The sequence below is a fragment of the Arsenophonus endosymbiont of Bemisia tabaci Q2 genome, assembly GCF_902713415.1.
Taxonomy (GTDB): Bacteria; Pseudomonadota; Gammaproteobacteria; order Enterobacterales; family Enterobacteriaceae; genus Arsenophonus.
The window spans coordinates 1-17,180 of record NZ_CACTIE010000007.1 but is presented as its reverse complement, the minus strand read 5'-3'; the positions used below and the strand labels follow the sequence as shown (position 1 = coordinate 17,180).

Genomic DNA, 17,180 nt, shown 5'->3' with positions numbered 1-17,180 from the left:
GATTAATCCAACGCGATACAGATGCAGAGCCAATCCGAAATTGCTTCGCTGTTTCTCGGATACTCAACCCTTCTTCTTCCATCGTAAATATCACTTTACCTCTAAAATCAATTGAATAGCTCATATAAATAATGTCATTAAAATTAAGTCGCTTAGCTATATGTTAATGAATTGCTCGCGCGAGTCTTAGCCCAAAATATCCCTTATCAAACCTTATTTTTTGAATATCTGACCTGTTTGCAGGTATTGGTTGGTAGTGAATATACGCCGGAACATGCATTGCGCCGTTTTGAATTATCATTGCTATCTCATTTAGGTTATGGTGTTGATTTTTTACACTGTGCGGGTAGTGGTGAACTGCTGGCAGATAGCATGACTTACCGTTATAGAGAAGAGAAAGGTTTTATTGCCAGTTTGGTTATTGATCACTTAAGTTTTACTAGTAAGCAGCTTCAGGCATTTGCCGCTCGTCAGTTTCCTGATGTCGATATAGCTAAGCGTCTTAATTTTGATTACAAAAATATATGTTTTTCTCCAATATAAATTTACTGATATAGAGTAATTACTTGTAATCATTTTAAAGTCGCCTAGCTATAAGTAAATTAAAAAGCAAAATAAAACCCCTAATAATTCTTATCAAGAAGAAAGTGAATAAATAATAATAAGTAAATTTAAAGTCAATGTTAGTGCAATTTTGTTGATAAGTGTTTTTGATTAATAGAGCAAAATAACGAACTTTTTTTAGAATTATATTGATATAATTGAATAATAAAAAAGCCGCTTTAGCGGCTTTTTAGAATAATAATTCATTATTTATAAGGCTTTATCTTTTCAACCCGGCCTTTCAACTTTTGCCCTGGTCGAAAAGTCACCACTCGACGAGCAGTGATGGGAATATCTTCTCCAGTTTTTGGATTTCGACCTGGTCGTTGATTTTTATCACGCAGTTCAAAATTACCAAACCCTGACAGTTTCACCTGCTCCCCATTTTCTAATGAACGACGAACTTCTTCAAAGAAAAGTTCAACCAGGTCTTTCGCATCACGTTTGCTTATACCCAGTTTTTCGAACAGACTTTCTGACATTTCAGCTTTTGTAAGCGCCATAGGTTTAGTCCCTCAAGGATGCTTGGAATCGCCGTTTTAACGCAGCAACACATTTATCAACAGTTGCAGCAATCTCTTCTTCTTCCAGAGTACGATTTGTATCCTGCAAGATTAAGCTAATAGCAAGGCTCTTATAACCTTCCGCTACACCTTTACCACAGTACACGTCAAACAAGTTTATGCCAACTATATGATTTATGCCAATTTTCTTGCATTCAGCCAATACATCCGCTGTTGCTACCTCTTTTGGTACTACAACAGCAATATCCCGTCGGTTGGCAGGAAAACGTGAAATCATATTTGCTTTAGGAATAACACGCTCTGCAACAGTATCCCACAGCAATTCAAAAATAAGTGTCCGACCATTCAAATCTAGCCTATTTTCCAGTTCAGGGTGAATAACGCCTATATATCCAATATAATCATTATTCAGATAAATCCCAGCGCTTTGTCCAGGATGAAGTGCAGGATCAGAATGAGCCTTATAAATAATATTGTCTAATTTTCCGGTTAATGCTAGTATTGCTTCGAGATCACCTTTGATATCAAAAAAATCCACAGCGCGTTTTTCTTGTGACCAGTGCTCTTCATAACGATTGCCAGTAATTAAACCCGCTAACATCAACTCTTGCCTAATACCATTCTCTGCTGTTACATCCGGCACAAATCGTAATCCAGTTTCAAACAGTCGAATGCGATTTTGTTGACGATTTTGATTGTAAATTACTGTCGTTAATAAGCCGGGCAATAAAGAAAGCCGCATTACCGACATATCTGCTGAAATAGGATCCGGTAAAATCATTGCATCAGAATCTGGATGCAGTAGTTGCTGAATTTTAGGATCAACAAAACTGTAGGTAATCGCTTCATTGTAATCACGATCAATTAATAACGTTTTCACTCGTTTTAATGGCAGCGCTGATTCACAACAGGGGGTCATAACTAAATCTGCATGTAACGCTACATCAGGTATATTATTGTAACCATAAACACGGGCTACTTCTTCAATCAGATCTTCTTCAATTTGCATATCAAAACGCCAAGAAGGAGCAACCACCTGCCAATTATCTTGCTCACCATTCACTTGGCATCCTAAACGCTGGAGGATCTGGGTAACGTTAATATCTGGAATACAATGACCAATCAAGCGATCCAGTTTTTGCCGAGTCAAGTTTATTGTTGCCACTTTCGGTAAGTTTGTTTGATGGCTAACATCAATAATATTTCCAACCTCGCCACCACAAATTTCAACGATTAATCTAGTCGCACGTTCCATAGCTTTATATTGCAGCTGTGGATCAACGCCCCGCTCAAAACGGTGTGAAGCTTCAGTATGAAGACCATAATTACGTGCTCGGCCAGCAATCGCCAGTGGATCGAAAAAAGCACTCTCTAACAAGATATTAGTGGTTTTTTCATTAACGCTGGAGTGCTTGCCACCAAAAATACCGGCAATCCCTAAAGCATTCTTCTCATCGGCAATGACTAAAGTATCTGGCTTCAAAGTTACCTTCCTGTCATCGAGCAAAACTAATGTTTCATCCTGTTTTGGCATTCGAACAATAATCATGCCATTTAAGCGATCAAGATCATAAGCATGCAAGGGTTGACCTAATTCTAATAACACAAAATTAGTAATATCAACCACCGGATCAATACTACGGATCCCCCCTCGACGTAATTTTTCTCTCATCCAGCTAGGGGTTTGCGCTGTAACATCGATGTCTTTTATTACTCGTCCTAAAAAGCGTGGGCATGCCATAGGCGCTTCCACCTGAATAGGAAAAACACTGGCATCAGTGGCTTTAACTGGTTCAATTTCTATCGTATTTAACTCTAGGTTATTGATAGCTACAATATCGCGAGCGATACCTAAAATACTTAAACAATCAGCTCGATTCGGTGTTAAACTTACGTCAAAAATATGGTCATCTAGTTGCAAGTAGTTACGAATATCGGTACCAATAGGCGCGTCCTGTGGTAGCTCAATAATACTAGTATGATCATCCAAAATGCCAAGTTCAGAATAAGAACAAAGCATACCTTCAGAAAGCTCACCGCGGAGTTTTATCACTTTTATTTTAAAATTATCGGATAAAACCGCGCCAATTTTTGCCACAGCGACTTTTAATCCTTGACGACAATTTGGTGCTCCACAGACAATATTGAGTAACTGTTCAGTGCCAATATTGACCTTTGTTAACCGTAACTTATCTGCATTAGGATGCTGAACACATTCAACAACCTCACCGACTACTACACCCTGGAATTGACCGGCGACAGATTTAACATCATCAATCTTCAGACCCGCCATCGTCATCTGCTCTGATAAGGCTTCACTGCTTATTGCTGGATTTATCCATTCACGTAACCAAAATTCACTCAATTTCATGTGATAATCCTGCCTTATCTAAATTGTTTAAGAAAACGAAGATCATTTTCAAAAAAAGCACGTAAATCCGTCACACCATAGCGTAACATCGTTAAACGCTCCATTCCCATTCCAAAGGCAAAACCAGAATATAAGTCAGGATCAATGCCAACATTCCGTAATACATTGGGATGTACCATGCCACAACCTAACACTTCTAACCATTTACCATTTTTATCCATCACATCAACTTCAGCTGAAGGTTCAGTGAATGGAAAATATGATGGCCGAAAACGAGCGCAGGTTTTTTCTTCAAAAAAATGATTTAAAAAGTCATGCAATGTACCTTTTAAATTGGTAAAACTAATATTTTTATCAACAATCAAGCCTTCTGTCTGATGGAACATTGGCGTATGGGTTTGATCATAATCATTTCGATACACTCGACCAGGGGCAATAATACGAATTGGCGGTTGTTTACCCTTCATGGTACGAATTTGCACACCAGAAGTTTGTGTACGTAATAGACGCGTAGTATCAAACCAAAAAGTATCATGTGAAGCACGAGCCGGATGATGAGCAGGAATATTTAAAGCATCAAAATTGTGATAGTCATCTTCTATTTCAGGGCCGTAAACAACAGAAAAACCAAGTTCAGCAAAAAATTCTTCAATACGATCAATGGTACGGGTTACTGGATGAAGGCTACCATGTTCGATCTGGCGACCTGGCAATGAAATATCTATTTTTTCTGCCGCTAATCGAGCATTCAATATCGTATTTTCTAACTGCTCTTTACGTATATTCAATGAATTCTGAACTTGTTGTTTCGCCTGATTAATAACTGCTCCTGCTGCAGGGCGCTCTTCTGCAGGTAGATCACGCAACGTTGACATCTGTAGTGTTAAATGGGCTTTTTTACCTAAAAACTCAACACGTACTGAATCCAACGCAGCAACATCCTGAGCTTTTTCTATGGCTGCTTTTGCCTGCGCAACCAACTCGATGAGATGTGGCATTGTTCCCTCTTCTTACGACCCTTTGGCCTAATCATTGTTGAAAATAAAATTTTTTAGCAATTACTAACAAAAAAAGCCTCCATTTAGAGTGGAGGCTTATCGCGGTTTTTCGTTTCTTTTCTTAAATGCGCGAAAGCCCCAAATTTTGGGTGCTAAAATAAAAAAAGAAACAAAAAAAACAATTTTCATCTTTAAGCAGTTATTCATAAAATAACTCTTACTTATAATAGAACGGGTCATCGATAATAAAAAAGAGGGAGCTAAGTCCCCCTTAATTTAACTGACTTAAGCTAACGCGCTTTTTGCTTTCTCGACTAATGCTGCAAATGCAACTTTATCAAAAACAGCAATATCAGATAAGATTTTACGGTCAATTTCAATTGAGGCTTTCTTCAAACCATTAATAAAACGACTATAAGACACACCATTCTGACGAGCAGCAGCATTAATACGTACGATCCACAATTGGCGGAACTGACGCTTACGCTGACGACGGTCACGATAAGCATACTGACCGGCTTTAATTACCGCCTGGAAAGCAACACGATAAACACGCGAACGAGCACCATAGTAACTTTTCGCTTGCTTTAATATTTTTTTGTGACGTGCACGGGCTATTACACCACGTTTTACGTGAGCCATACATACCTCTTATCACTTCGAATTAAATTCGATAATCTTAAACTAAAAAATTCAAACTTATGCGTATGGCAAACAAGCAACTACCAAACTCAGGTCACCTTTAGAAACCATGGTTTTTGGTCGTAAATGACGCTTACGCTTAGTTGACTTTTTAGTCAGAATATGACGAAGGTTAGCGTGCTTACGTTTAAAACCACCACTGGCAGTTTTTTTAAAACGCTTTACCGCACCACGTACTGTTTTAATCTTTGGCATTTTAAATATCTACTTTGCATTGTTAATTGTAACTAGCTAGGTGAATAGTTTTCTATCTAGATAGAACGCTATTACTTGGTTGCCTAACTATTTTTTTTCGGTGTAAGCACCATGATCATCTGACGGCCTTCGATCTTGCTTGGAAAAAATTCGACGACTGACATCTCATCCAAATCGTTTTTGATACGATTAAGCATATCAATACCGATTTGTTGGTGCGCCATTTCACGACCACGAAACCGTAACGTGATTTTCGCTTTATCACCATCATCCAGAAAGCGAATCAGGTTGCGTAGTTTGACCTGATAATCACTTTCATCTGTACCAGGTCGGAATTTAATTTCCTTTACCTGAATAACTCTTTGTTTCTTTTTTTGCTCTTTAAGCGATTTACTCTTCTCATAGAGGAACTTGCCGTAATCCATGATACGGCAAACCGGCGGCTCGGCATTTGGACTGATTTCGACTAAATCAACACCAGCTTCCTCGGCTTTTTCAAGAGCTTCTTTTAGACTGATAATACAAATCTGCTCGCCATCTAAACCAGTTAAACGAACTTCAGAAGCACGAATCTCCGTATTAATACGATTTGGGCGTGCCGTTTGAATTCTTTTTCCGCCTTTAATACTTTATTCCTCCAGTTGATAAATACGACGAGTGCGAATTTCATCAAGCACTCTTTCTGCAAATTCTGTGGCGTCAAATGTTCCTAAATCTTTACCATTACCTGTTCGAACAGATACCTGATCCGATTCAAGTTCTTTATCACCACAAACTAGCATATAAGGAACACGACGTAAAGTATGCTCACGAATTTTAAAGCCTATTTTCTCGTTTCTCAAGTCCGCTTTTGCACGAATACCAAAATTACTCAATTTTTCTACTATTTTTTGTACAAAATGAGCCTGTGCATCCGTGATATTTATTATAACAATTTGTAATGGCGCTAACCACGTTGGGAAGAAACCGGCATAATGCTCAGTTAAAATCCCAATAAAACGTTCAAGTGATCCTAAAACAGCACGATGGATCATTACTGGTACCTGACGTTCATTATTTTCATCCACATAGGAAGCACCTAAACGACCCGGTAATGAGAAATCGAGCTGTACAGTACCACACTGCCAAGCCCGATCCAAACAATCATACAGGGTAAATTCAATTTTAGGCCCATAAAATGCACCTTCACCGGGTTGATAATCAAATACAATATCCCCTAGTGCCTTGGCAAGATCGGCTTCTGCGCGATCCCATTGAGCATCAGTGCCTATTCGTTTTTCTGGCCGGGTTGACAATTTGACGGCAATTTTTTCAAAACCAAAGGTTGCATACACATCATAAATCATTTTAATGCAACTTTTTACTTCAGTTAAAATCAGATCTTCAGTACAAAAAATATGCGCATCATCTTGGGTAAAACCACGCACTCGCATCAAACCATGTAAAGCTCCAGATGGCTCATTACGGTGACAGCTACCAAACTCTGCCATACGTAATGGTAAATCACGATATGATTTCAAGCCTTGATTAAATATTTGTACATGCCCTGGGCAATTCATTGGTTTTATACAATATTCTCGGTTTTCCGATGATGTGGTAAACATGTTTTCTTTATAGTTTTCCCAGTGACCTGTTTTTTCCCAAAGAATGCGATCCATCATTAATGGACCTTTTACTTCTTGGTATTGATATTGAGTCAATTTAGTCCGGATAAAGTCTTCCAATTCACGAAATATTACCCAACCATCATTATGCCAAAACGCCATACCTGGAGCTTCTTCCTGCATATGATAAAGATCAAGTTGTTTACCTATCTTACGATGATCTCGCTTAGCCGCTTCTTCTAAACGTAATAAATAAGCAGCTAATTGTTTTTTATCAGCCCAGGCTGTTCCATAGATCCTTTGTAGCATTTTATTATCGCTATTACCGCGCCAATATGCACCAGCCACTTTTTGTAATTTGAAATAATGACAAAAACGCATATTAGGTACATGCGGCCCACGACACATATCAATATATTCTTCATGATAATAAAGTCCAGGATGATCATTTTTATTAATATTTTCATCCAAAATTTTAACTTTATAATCCTCACCTCGAGCAGCAAACGTATTCCTAGCTTCCTGCCAACTAACCCGCTTTTTGATAACATCATAGTTCGTTTCAGCAAGTTCGTGCATGTGCTGGTCAAGTTTTTCTAAATCTTCCTGGGTTAAAGCGTGTTCCAGATCAACGTCATAATAAAAACCATTTTCAATGATAGGACCAATTGCCATTTTAGTCGTTGGCCATAATTGTTTAATCGCATGACCAAGTAAATGTGCGCATGAGTGACGAATAATGCCTAAACCATCAAGATCTTTACTAGTAATAATGACTAATTGAGCATCACTATTAATTATATCACTCGCATCAACAAGTTCACCATTAACACGACTGGCTATACAGGCTTTTGCAAGACCTGATCCAATATCCTTTGCAATATCCATTACTGAAACAGCATGCTCATATTGACGTTGACTTCCGTCAGGAAGAGTAATAACTGGCATTTAAAATCCTTAATTTACAGTGGTGACCCATACGCAAGATCACATGTATAGAAATATATTTTTATTAAAAGTGAGTTAAAGGAATTTATTACTTCACCTTGTAAGTGATGTACGTGATAAAATACCTAAAATAGAGCGAAAAGAATACGTACTTGCATTAACTTAGCGGCGCATATTACCATCATGCAGGTCTAATTAATAGATTAAATCTGGGATAATAAGAATAAAACACTAAAAAACTAGTGAAAAATAATTTTCAGCTAATTAAATTTTGATTAATTAACTTAATTTAAATTTATTTTTTATTATACAATGAAATAGCAATAAAAAACTAGTTTAGTCTATCGCTAAAACTTTATTAAGTTCGGTTCGCTACAATTTTTAGTAAAAAATAAAATATAGTACGATAAAAGTCACTATCATTTTTCTTTCTTATAAATCAAAAATTAATCTATCATAGCTATTGATTTGTAAGCGTTTTTAATTTTCCAAAGATAGCTTGGTGCCTGCGCATTAGGGTGTTTTGTTTGAATATGTTGATAAAACTCATCTGCTGTTAGTTCATTAATTTTATCGATTGAAACATGACGATTTTTATCAAAAATTCGTAATAATGCCCCGGCACCATTAACATAAGCAACCACAGTTGCATAATAAAGTACTTTTGGATCACGAATGCCAACTAAATGATTTTCTTGAATAAAAAAATATAGGCGGTTCCCACACCAATATTGATCGCCGGATCTTTAAATTGACTCGTGGTAGGTTTGCCCTGCTTTGCCTTGTAACCCATACGCATCACGACCAGCAGTAGAAGCCTTAACTTGCATTAGACCTATTGCATTGGATTTACTCACAGCATTAACCCGAAAATTAGATTCTACTTTAATAATTGCTCTAATTAAATTTTTATCAATCGCATAGCGTTGCGCCGCTTGTTTAATTACACCATCGTAAGGGGTTTTTGACGGTACACTTTCGGTTTGCTCTTCCATGAAATAGCGTAGATAATCGTTCTGATAGACTGTTTTGGGGTTATTAGATTGTTTGCTTGAACAGCCGATTAATAAAATAATGAATACGACTCCACAACTTTTAAATTTCACCTTACACCAATCCTCTAGTAGTATGATCTATTTAGCATAGCCTAATAAGATAAAAATAAAAAATTACCCTCTTTAGCGTTGAGTTGTGAAGAGGTTCTCATATCTGCTACTTACATTACAATTACAACAATCGATCGTATTGACATCTTTCATATACAGTTGATAATCATTATCATTAAAGTGCAATTTACTACTTTTTACCGGGAAACCACTTATGTATAAAAGATCCAACCTTTCATCTAAGCACATAAGCACACTTTTACTGGTTTAATAATAATTGCTGTTGTTCTTCTTTTTAATCCAATCGCTTACGCAAAAAAATTTACCGTTGTAACAACTTTTACTATTATTCAGGATATTGCGCAAAATGTGCCAGGTAATGCTGCCAATGTCCAATCAATTACCAAACCGGGGGCTGAAATTCATTAGTATCAACCAACTCCCAAAGACATATTAAAAGCACATAATGCTGATTTAATTTTATGGAATGGATTAGGACTTGAAACCTGGTTTAGTCGTTTTTTTTGAAAACTTCAAACATATTCGTGCCGTTACAGTTACTAAAGGAATAAAACCGATGCCTATTCAAGAAGGGGAATATCAAGGAAATCCTAATCCTCATGCCTGGATGTCTGCCCAAAATGCATTGATCTACATTGAAAATATTTGGGCAGCACTAGTAAAATATGATCCTAAAATGCAGATATTTATAACCAAAATGCGAAAAAGTATATGCTAGTAAAATTAGTAAAATCAGTAAAATTAGTAAAGTTGATGCACCACTACGGAAAAGACTGGCACAAATCCCGCAGCAAAAGCCTTGACTAGTAACCAGTGAAGGTGCTTTTAGTTATTTGGCTAGCAATTATGGTTTTAAAGAAGCTTATTTGTGGCCAATTAATGCAGAAGAACAAGGCTCACCGCAACAAATTCGTAAAGTTATCGATACTGTGAAAAAGCATAATATTCCAGTTGTGTTTAGCGAAAGTACCGTTTCTGATAAACCAGCGAAACAAGTCAGCCGAGAAACCGGGGCTCAATATGGTGGTGTACTCTATGTTGACTCTTTCTCTACCCCCGATGGTCCAGTTCCAACATATATCGAATTATTAAAAACTACCGTTGATACTATTGCAAAAGGTTTTGATCAATAATAATGATTAACAATCAATATTTTTATGAAAAACCAAACTTAGTTGTTGATAATGCTACTGTTACATACAATAAGGGGCATACTGCTATTTATGATGCCAGTTTTAATATTACTGGCGGTTCAATTTGTGCGCTAGTAGGCGTTAATGGTAGTGGAAAATCAACGCTGTTTAAGACAATAATGGGTTTAGTAACACCAACAAAAGGACGTGTAACATTAAACAATGCTGCGATCAAAACAGCGCTTAAACAAAATATTATTGCTTACGTAGCACAAACTGAAGAAGTTGACTGGAACTTTCCGGTGCTAGTTTCCGATGTAGTTATGATGGGCCGCTACGGTAAAATGAGTATTTTACGTATTCCAAGCCACCAAGATAAACAAATTGTTGCTGAAGCATTAGCGCGGGTTGATCTTACCGGTTTAGAAAAACGACAAATATAGCTAAGCGACTTAATTTTGATGACATTATTTATATGAGCTATTCAATTGATTTTAGACGTAAAGTGATATTTACGATGGAAGAAGAAGGGTTGAGTATCCGAGAAACAGCGAAGCAATTTCGGATTGGCTCTGCATCTGTATCGCGTTGGATTAATCAAATAGAGCCAAAAGCATCGACTACGCGTCAGCGAAAAATCGATAAATCCGAGTTGATAAAAGATGTTGAACAATATCCAGATGCTTACCAAAAAGAGCGTGCAGAGCGTTTTGGCGTTTGTCAGAAGGCCATTTGGCAAGCTCTTAAAAAAATGGGATTGACCTATAAAAAAACTCTACGTCATCCGAAAGCCGACGAAAACACTCGACAAACGTTTCAACAAAAAAACAACAGTATGAAAAAGAAGGCAAGCATATTGTTTTTATTGATGAAAGTGGTTTTTCACACGATACCCCGCGGACTCACGGCTATTCCCCGAAAGGTCAACGGTGTGTTGGTCTCAAGAACTGGGGAGCTAAAGGAAGAACAAATGTTATCGGCGCTTTATTGGGCACAACGCTGTTTGCTATCGGATTATTTGATATCAATATTAACAGCGATGTTTTCTATGCATGGGTCACCCAAGTCCTTATCCCAGTACTTCCTAAAAACAGTGTAATCATGATGGATAATGCAACTTTTCACAAGAAACAGAGTATTCAACAAGTCATCATCGATGCGGGGCATATGGTGGAATATTTGCCTACCTATTCGCCAGATCTTAATCCAATTGAACATAAATGGGCACAAGCTAAATGTAAAAAAAGAGCGCTCGGATGCGACACAGATATTTTTTTCGCACTCAATATGGTGTAATCAAAATTAAGTCGCTTAGCTATATACCTCAAACAGTTAAAACAAGAGGTAACTAACAATGAATGATTTGATGGAATTATTAATAACACCTTTTACTTTTCCTTTTATGCAAAAAGCTATCATTACCGCCCTTGTAACCGGAACAGTGTGCGCTATTCTTTCCTGCTTTTTGATACTTAAAGATTCGTCTTTAATGGGTGATGCTATTTTTCATGCTGTATTACCCGGCATCGTTATCACCTTTGTTATTGGTATTCCTTTATCAACTGGTGCTTTCATATCAGGAATTTTTTGTGCATTCGCGACCGATTATCTAAAAGAAAATAGCCGCATATAAAGAAGATACTCTCATGGGTATTATTTTTTCCGGTATGTTTGCCTTTGGATTAGTACTATTTGCCCGTATCGATACAGATCAACATCTTACCCATATTCTTTTTGGTAATATCCTTGGCATTACCAAAGCTGAATTTAAGCAAACACTTTGGATCTCAGCTTTTACTATCGCGATTATTATGTTAAAGCGCAAAGATTTTATGCTTTATTGTTTTGATCCTAATCAGGAAAAGGTTGTTGGTTTACCTGTTAAACTTTTACATTATGGATTACTCTCTTTATTGGCACTTACCATTGTAGCATCTTTACAAGCGGTAGGAATAATTCTGGTCATAGCTATGCTTATTTCCCCTGGAATTATAGCTTTTAGATTCTGTCAAAATTTCAATCGAATGTTAATTATTGCAGTTATCGCCTCAACCACATCCTCTTTAATAGGCAGTATTTTGAGTTTTCATATTGATGCAGAAACGGGGCCTTATATTGTAATAACTCAAGCAATTTATTTTATTTCTGCATTAATCCACAGCTATATTAGTAAAATAAAAAAGCGCTCTTCTCTCGATAAAATTTCAATTCATCCTTAAGCTAAGAAATATATTAAAAATAACCAGAAAAAATAAGGATTATCTTATTTCTTACAGATGATAATCCTTATTTTTCATACAAATTCTATTTATTAACTATAAATTATCATAATATGATCTCAAGAATTGAAATGAATAATGCAATAACTAGAATGTAAATAGGTAATAATTCATTTCATTATTAAAATTAACATTTCATTATCATAAAAATCTTTACTAAAGCTACATTAGAAAACAATATATTTAAAAATTATAGCAAAATAAATATTCCAATTAATTGATTTAAAAATAATTAATCGGAATTTGGTCAAATGTGGCTCGGGAAAAAGTTGCCATTTCCTTGTCAGCTTTCATAAGCATTAATTGATATATCAAGGCTACTATTGTTAAATTGCTATAATAACATTCAAAACAATAGTTTTATTGCTAAATAAGTTATTACTAATGATCTTCATTCAACTATTTAATAAAATTATTTTTCAATTGATTATAATATAAGAAAACTACCAGCCTAAAATATTCATTATGCAATAAAGTATTCCTCCTAATATAATCGGTAATATATACACAATAAAAAACTGCTGGAAATGGTATGACGAGGAATAGTAATTTTGGCTTCTATCTCTTCTTTTGATACTTCAGTACATTTCGCGCTTTCAAAAATAAGATGATCTTCAATACTTTCTTTAATAAATTTCAATTGACGATTCATTCTGTTACCAGAAGCACTCAAAGCTTGACCAACAAACATTAAGAAAAATAGTAAAATAAAGCCAAAATTAGTTGTCGAAAGTCCCATATGAGTACTGGGAATTGGTGAATTATGCCAAAAAAAATTTAAAAAGACCGTGTTTTTCCGTATAATAAGAGCCATAATTTTAATAAAATCATTGGCTACAGCATTTAAGCCATCTCCTTGTAAACCTTGCTTTTCTGCTAGCAGAAACTAATGAAACTACAGTAGAAACCAGCGCTAAAAAAATTATCCATCCTAAAACACGCTTTGTAATAGCGATATAAAATGCTGTTTGATAATTTATTAAATTTCCTCATATTTTTTATATTACCAATTATATTAAATGATAAAATGTTATCAAAAACATATAAATGTTATTTTATAACTAACCAAAATAAGACTTCACCTACCTATATAGCTGGGCAACTTTAAAATGATTACAAGTAATTACTCTATATCAGTAAATTTATATTGGAGAAAAACATATATTTTGTAATCAAAATTAAGACGCTTAGCTATATTCAACAAGTCATCATCGATGCGGGGCATATGGTGGAATATTTGCCTACCTATTCGCCACATCTTAATCCAATTGAACATAAATGGGCACAAGCTAAATGCAAAAAAAGATCGCTCGGATGCGACACAGATATTTTGTTCGCACTCAATATGGTGTAATCAAAATTAAGTCGCTTAGCTATAGTATGCGTTTTTGTCAGCTAAAAATGAATTTTAGTGAGAAAGTACTGGAGTCAATAAATTTCGTCATGTATAATGTTATCGCAATATTTTATCTTTTTCCAAATCCTGCCTGGTGAGATATTGCTTATGCTACGTATTAAGAAAGAAGCACTAACATTCGATGATGTATTGTTAGTTCCTGCACACTCAGATGTATTGCCTAATAATGCTGATTTATCAACTCAATTAACTGCCTCGATCCGTTTAAATATTCCTATGCTTTCTGCTGCCATGGATACTGTGACTGAATCAGATTTAGCTATCGCATTAGCCCAAGAGGGCGGAATTGGTTTTATTCATAAAAATATGCCAATTGAGCGTCAAGCAGAAGAAGTTCGCCGCGTTAAAAAGTATGAAAGTGGCATCGTTATCGATCCGGTTACCGTCACACCCGAAACCACAATTCGTGAAGTTTATGAAATGGCTGAGCGTAATGGTTTTGCTGGTTATCCTGTGGTTAATAATAATAAAGAATTGGTTGGTATCATTACTGGCCGTGATATCCGTTTTGTGACGGATTTGGATCAGCAGGTTACGGCGGTTATGACAGCTAAACCCCATTTGGTCACGGTCAAAGAGGGTGAATCCCGTGATGTGGTTTTGCAAAAATTGCATGAAAGACGTATTGAAAAAGCATTGGTGGTTGATGATAACTTTCACCTATTTGGTATGATCACAGTAAAAGATTTTCAGAAAGCTGAACGCAAGCCAAATGCATGTAAAGATGAGCAAGGTCGCTTGCGAGTAGGCGCAGCGGTTGGCGCTGGCGCGAATAATGAACAACGTATTGAGGCATTAGTAGCAGCTGGTGTTGATGTGTTGTTAATTGACTCTTCCCATGGACATTCACAAGGAGTTTTACAACGTATTCGTGAAACGAGAGCAAAATATCCTAATTTGCCGATTATTGGTGGTAATGTTGCCACCGGCGAAGGGGCTAAAGCTTTGGTTGAAGCAGGTGCCAGCGCGGTGAAAGTTGGTATTGGCCCGGGTTCCATCTGTACAACGCGAATTGTCACTGGTGTTGGTGTACCTCAGATCACTGCTATTGCCGATGCTGTTGAGGCGCTAAGAGGCATGAATATACCGATAATTGCCGATGGTGGTATTCGCTTCTCGGGTGATATTGCTAAAGCACTGGCTACCGGCGCCTCTTGCGTTATGGTTGGCTCAATGCTTGCCGGTGCTGAGGAGTCACCAGGTGAAACTATCTTGTTTCAAGGACGCTCTTATAAAGCCTACAGAGGAATGGGATCATTAGGTGCGATGTCGAAAGGCTCTTTCGATCGTTACTTCCAAACCGATAATGCTGCAGATAAATTGGTACCTGAAGGCATCGAAGGACGGGTTGCTTATAAAGGATTTTTGAAGAATATTGTTCATCAGCAAATGGGCGGCCTTCGTTCTTGTATGGGACTGACTGGTTGTGCCACTATTGATCAATTAAGAAGCAAAGCAGAATTTGTGCGTATTAATGGTGCCGGTATCCAAGAGAGTCATGTACATGATGTTACCATCACCAAAGAATCACCTAATTATCGTTTAGGTTAATTATTTTATTAGTGGTTTTTGCTATAAACCGTCAAATTATTATTTGTTTTGGAATTATCTTTAGATGACAACTGAGATTCATCAATACCGAATTTTGATCCTCGATTTTGGTTCACAATACACGCAATTAATTGCTCGTCGTATTCGTGAAATTGGCGTTTATTGTGAACTTTGGGCTTGGGATGTTTCCGAGGCACAGATCTGTGGATTTAATCCTAATGGAATTATTCTTTCTGGCGGGCCGGAGAGTACCACCGAACTAAATAGCCCACGTGCACCGGAGTATGTTTTTCAGGCTGGCGTAGCGGTATTAGCTATTTGTTATGGCATGCAAACGATGTCCATCCAATTAGGTGGGCAAGTTGAGGTGTCTGGCGAGCGAGAGTTTGGTTATGCCCATGTGTCCATTCAACAATCCTGTGAACTATTTCGCGATATTTATGACAGCTTAGGTGCAGATGGTAAACCACTGCTAGATGTTTGGATGAGTCATGGCGATAAAGTGACGGCAATACCAGCTGATTTTAAAGTTATCGCCAGTACCGATAGCTGCCCATTTGCAATTATGGCTAATGAAGAAAAGCGTTTCTATGGTGTTCAGTTTCATCCTGAAGTGACTCACACTCATCAAGGAGCAGCTATTCTACAGCGTTTTGTATTAGATATTTGCCGCTGTGAAGCTCGTTGGACGGCGGCGGCGATTCTTGAAGATACGGTACAGCGCTTGAAGGCTCAGATTGGTGATGATCAGGTTATTCTGGCATTATCAGGCGGTGTTGATTCATCGGTTACTGCGTTATTACTCAATCGTGCTATTGGTAAGCAGCTCACTTGTGTGTTTGTTGATAATGGTTTGTTACGCTTAAATGAAGCGCAGCAAGTTATGGCCATGTTTGCCGGTAAATTTGATCTTAATATTATTCATGTGGCTGCAGAAGAACGCTTTCTTAGCGCATTGGCAGGGATTGATGAGCCAGAATTAAAACGTAAAGCGATCGGCCGCGTTTTTATTGAAGTATTTGATGAGCAAGCGGCGAAACAAAAGCAAGTAAAATGGTTGGCTCAGGGTACTATTTATGCGGACGTAATCGAATCTGCCGCTTCAGAAACCGGCAAAGCGCATGTCATCAAATCTCACCATAACGTGGGTGGCTTACCAGTAGAAATGAAACTGGGATTAGTTGAGCCATTAAAAGAGTTATTTAAAGATGAGGTGCGTAAAGTAGGCCTGGAGTTAGGGCTTCCTTATGACATGTTATACCGTCACCCATTTCCTGGCCCAGGTTTAGGTGTGCGGGTACTTGGTGAGGTGAAGAAAGCCTATTGTGATCTGTTACGTCAGGCAGATGCCATTTTCATTGAAGAATTACATAAAGCTGATCTTTATCATAAAGTCAGCCAAGCTTTCACTGTTTTCCTGCCGGTACGCTCTGTTGGCGTAATGGGAGATGGCCGAAAATATGACTGGGTTCTGTCATTGCGCGCGGTTGAAACTATTGATTTCATGACTGCCCATTGGGCCCATTTGCCCTATGATTTTCTTGGCCGGGTATCAAATAGAATTATCAATGAAGTGGCCGGTATCTCTCGAGTAGTTTACGATATTAGCGGCAAACCACCAGCGACGATTGAGTGGGAATAAAAACGACGATTTCCAAAATAACTTTATATTAACAACCCAGTAAAAATTTTTACTGGGTTTTTTTACTGAGAATTATATTGTTATTT

Annotated in this window: 14 protein-coding genes, 6 pseudogenes and 1 other annotated feature; of the genes and pseudogenes, 10 read left to right on the top strand and 10 right to left on the bottom strand. The window is 37.2% G+C overall.

The annotated features are described in order from the left end of the window. Positions 1 to 124: IS630 transposase-related protein (locus tag ARSQ2_RS14410; RefSeq protein ID WP_420837715.1), on the bottom strand; the 124-nt coding region annotated here is incomplete at its 3' end. Positions 125 to 156: 32 nt separating this feature from the next. Between ARSQ2_RS14410 and recO the strand changes: the two are divergent. Further along, positions 157 to 498 (top strand): annotated as a pseudogene (gene recO / locus ARSQ2_RS00660) (DNA repair protein RecO); the annotation flags it as partial. A 311-nt stretch (positions 499 to 809) separates the two neighbouring features. Here the strand turns inward: recO and ihfA are convergent. The 8 genes and pseudogenes from ihfA to ARSQ2_RS00620 all read right to left on the bottom strand — a co-directional run bounded on the left by ihfA (position 810) and on the right by ARSQ2_RS00620 (position 9,051). Continuing rightward, positions 810 to 1,106, bottom strand: coding sequence for an integration host factor subunit alpha (gene ihfA, locus ARSQ2_RS00655; RefSeq protein WP_181994007.1), 297 nt, complete (start codon positions 1,104 to 1,106; stop codon positions 810 to 812). 4 nt (positions 1,107 to 1,110) lie between these two features. Further along, a complete protein-coding gene (gene pheT / locus ARSQ2_RS00650; protein WP_181994006.1) occupies positions 1,111 to 3,498 on the bottom strand; it encodes a phenylalanine--tRNA ligase subunit beta in 2,388 nt (795 codons plus the stop codon). Positions 3,499 to 3,512: 14 nt separating this feature from the next. Continuing rightward, complete coding sequence (gene pheS / locus ARSQ2_RS00645; protein ID WP_181994005.1) at positions 3,513 to 4,496, bottom strand: phenylalanine--tRNA ligase subunit alpha; 984 nt, start codon at positions 4,494 to 4,496, stop codon at positions 3,513 to 3,515. Between the two features lie 66 nt (positions 4,497 to 4,562). Continuing rightward, positions 4,563 to 4,689: a sequence feature (Phe leader region), on the bottom strand. Between the two features lie 92 nt (positions 4,690 to 4,781). After that, the gene (gene rplT / locus ARSQ2_RS00640) at positions 4,782 to 5,138 is read right to left on the bottom strand and encodes a 50S ribosomal protein L20 (RefSeq protein ID WP_181994004.1); all 357 of its coding nucleotides are present in this window, start codon (positions 5,136 to 5,138) and stop codon (positions 4,782 to 4,784) included. A 57-nt stretch (positions 5,139 to 5,195) separates the two neighbouring features. Beyond that, on the bottom strand, positions 5,196 to 5,393 hold the full coding sequence (gene rpmI / locus ARSQ2_RS00635) for a 50S ribosomal protein L35 (RefSeq protein ID WP_181994003.1): 198 nt from the start codon (positions 5,391 to 5,393) through the stop codon (positions 5,196 to 5,198). An 83-nt stretch (positions 5,394 to 5,476) separates the two neighbouring features. After that, on the bottom strand, positions 5,477 to 6,019 hold the full coding sequence (infC, locus tag ARSQ2_RS00630) for a translation initiation factor IF-3 (RefSeq protein WP_181994011.1): 543 nt from the start codon (positions 6,017 to 6,019) through the stop codon (positions 5,477 to 5,479). Positions 6,020 to 6,022: 3 nt separating this feature from the next. After that, positions 6,023 to 7,945 (bottom strand): threonine--tRNA ligase, encoded by a 1,923-nt coding sequence (gene thrS / locus ARSQ2_RS00625; protein ID WP_181994002.1) that lies wholly within the window; start codon positions 7,943 to 7,945, stop codon positions 6,023 to 6,025. 446 nt (positions 7,946 to 8,391) lie between these two features. Beyond that, positions 8,392 to 9,051: pseudogene (locus ARSQ2_RS00620) on the bottom strand (transglycosylase SLT domain-containing protein). Between the two features lie 270 nt (positions 9,052 to 9,321). On the opposite strand from ARSQ2_RS00620, the pseudogene ARSQ2_RS00615 reads away from it, so the two are divergent. The 5 genes and pseudogenes from ARSQ2_RS00615 (at position 9,322) to ARSQ2_RS00595 (ending at position 12,424) form a co-directional block, all read left to right on the top strand. Continuing rightward, positions 9,322 to 10,205, top strand: a pseudogene (locus ARSQ2_RS00615) (metal ABC transporter substrate-binding protein). Positions 10,206 to 10,207: 2 nt separating this feature from the next. Beyond that, positions 10,208 to 10,645, top strand: a pseudogene (locus ARSQ2_RS00610) (ATP-binding cassette domain-containing protein); the annotation flags it as partial. A gap of 35 nt (positions 10,646 to 10,680) precedes the next feature. Further along, positions 10,681 to 10,992 (top strand): annotated as a pseudogene (locus ARSQ2_RS12100) (IS630 transposase-related protein); the annotation flags it as partial. A gap of 68 nt (positions 10,993 to 11,060) precedes the next feature. Continuing rightward, on the top strand, positions 11,061 to 11,501 hold the full coding sequence (locus tag ARSQ2_RS00600) for an IS630 family transposase (RefSeq protein WP_238334227.1): 441 nt from the start codon (positions 11,061 to 11,063) through the stop codon (positions 11,499 to 11,501). Between the two features lie 58 nt (positions 11,502 to 11,559). Next, positions 11,560 to 12,424, top strand: a pseudogene (locus ARSQ2_RS00595) (metal ABC transporter permease). Between the two features lie 544 nt (positions 12,425 to 12,968). Here the strand turns inward: ARSQ2_RS00595 and ARSQ2_RS14085 are convergent. Next, a complete protein-coding gene (locus ARSQ2_RS14085) occupies positions 12,969 to 13,298 on the bottom strand; it encodes a YniB family protein (protein WP_338078214.1) in 330 nt (109 codons plus the stop codon). A 333-nt stretch (positions 13,299 to 13,631) separates the two neighbouring features. Between ARSQ2_RS14085 and ARSQ2_RS00585 the strand changes: the two genes are divergently transcribed. The 4 genes from ARSQ2_RS00585 to guaA all read left to right on the top strand — a co-directional run bounded on the left by ARSQ2_RS00585 (position 13,632) and on the right by guaA (position 17,094). Continuing rightward, a complete protein-coding gene (locus tag ARSQ2_RS00585) occupies positions 13,632 to 13,838 on the top strand; it encodes a transposase (RefSeq protein ID WP_202880349.1) in 207 nt (68 codons plus the stop codon). Then, positions 13,778 to 13,978, top strand: coding sequence for a hypothetical protein (locus tag ARSQ2_RS00580; RefSeq protein WP_181994000.1), 201 nt, complete (start codon positions 13,778 to 13,780; stop codon positions 13,976 to 13,978). Before ARSQ2_RS00585 ends, ARSQ2_RS00580 begins: the two co-directional genes overlap by 61 nt. A gap of 10 nt (positions 13,979 to 13,988) precedes the next feature. Further along, the gene (gene guaB / locus ARSQ2_RS00575; protein WP_181994009.1) at positions 13,989 to 15,452 is read left to right on the top strand and encodes an IMP dehydrogenase; all 1,464 of its coding nucleotides are present in this window, start codon (positions 13,989 to 13,991) and stop codon (positions 15,450 to 15,452) included. A 64-nt stretch (positions 15,453 to 15,516) separates the two neighbouring features. Next, positions 15,517 to 17,094, top strand: a complete 1,578-nt coding sequence (gene guaA / locus ARSQ2_RS00570; RefSeq protein WP_181993999.1) for a glutamine-hydrolyzing GMP synthase — start codon at positions 15,517 to 15,519, stop codon at positions 17,092 to 17,094. The last annotated feature ends 86 nt before the right edge of the window (positions 17,095 to 17,180 follow it).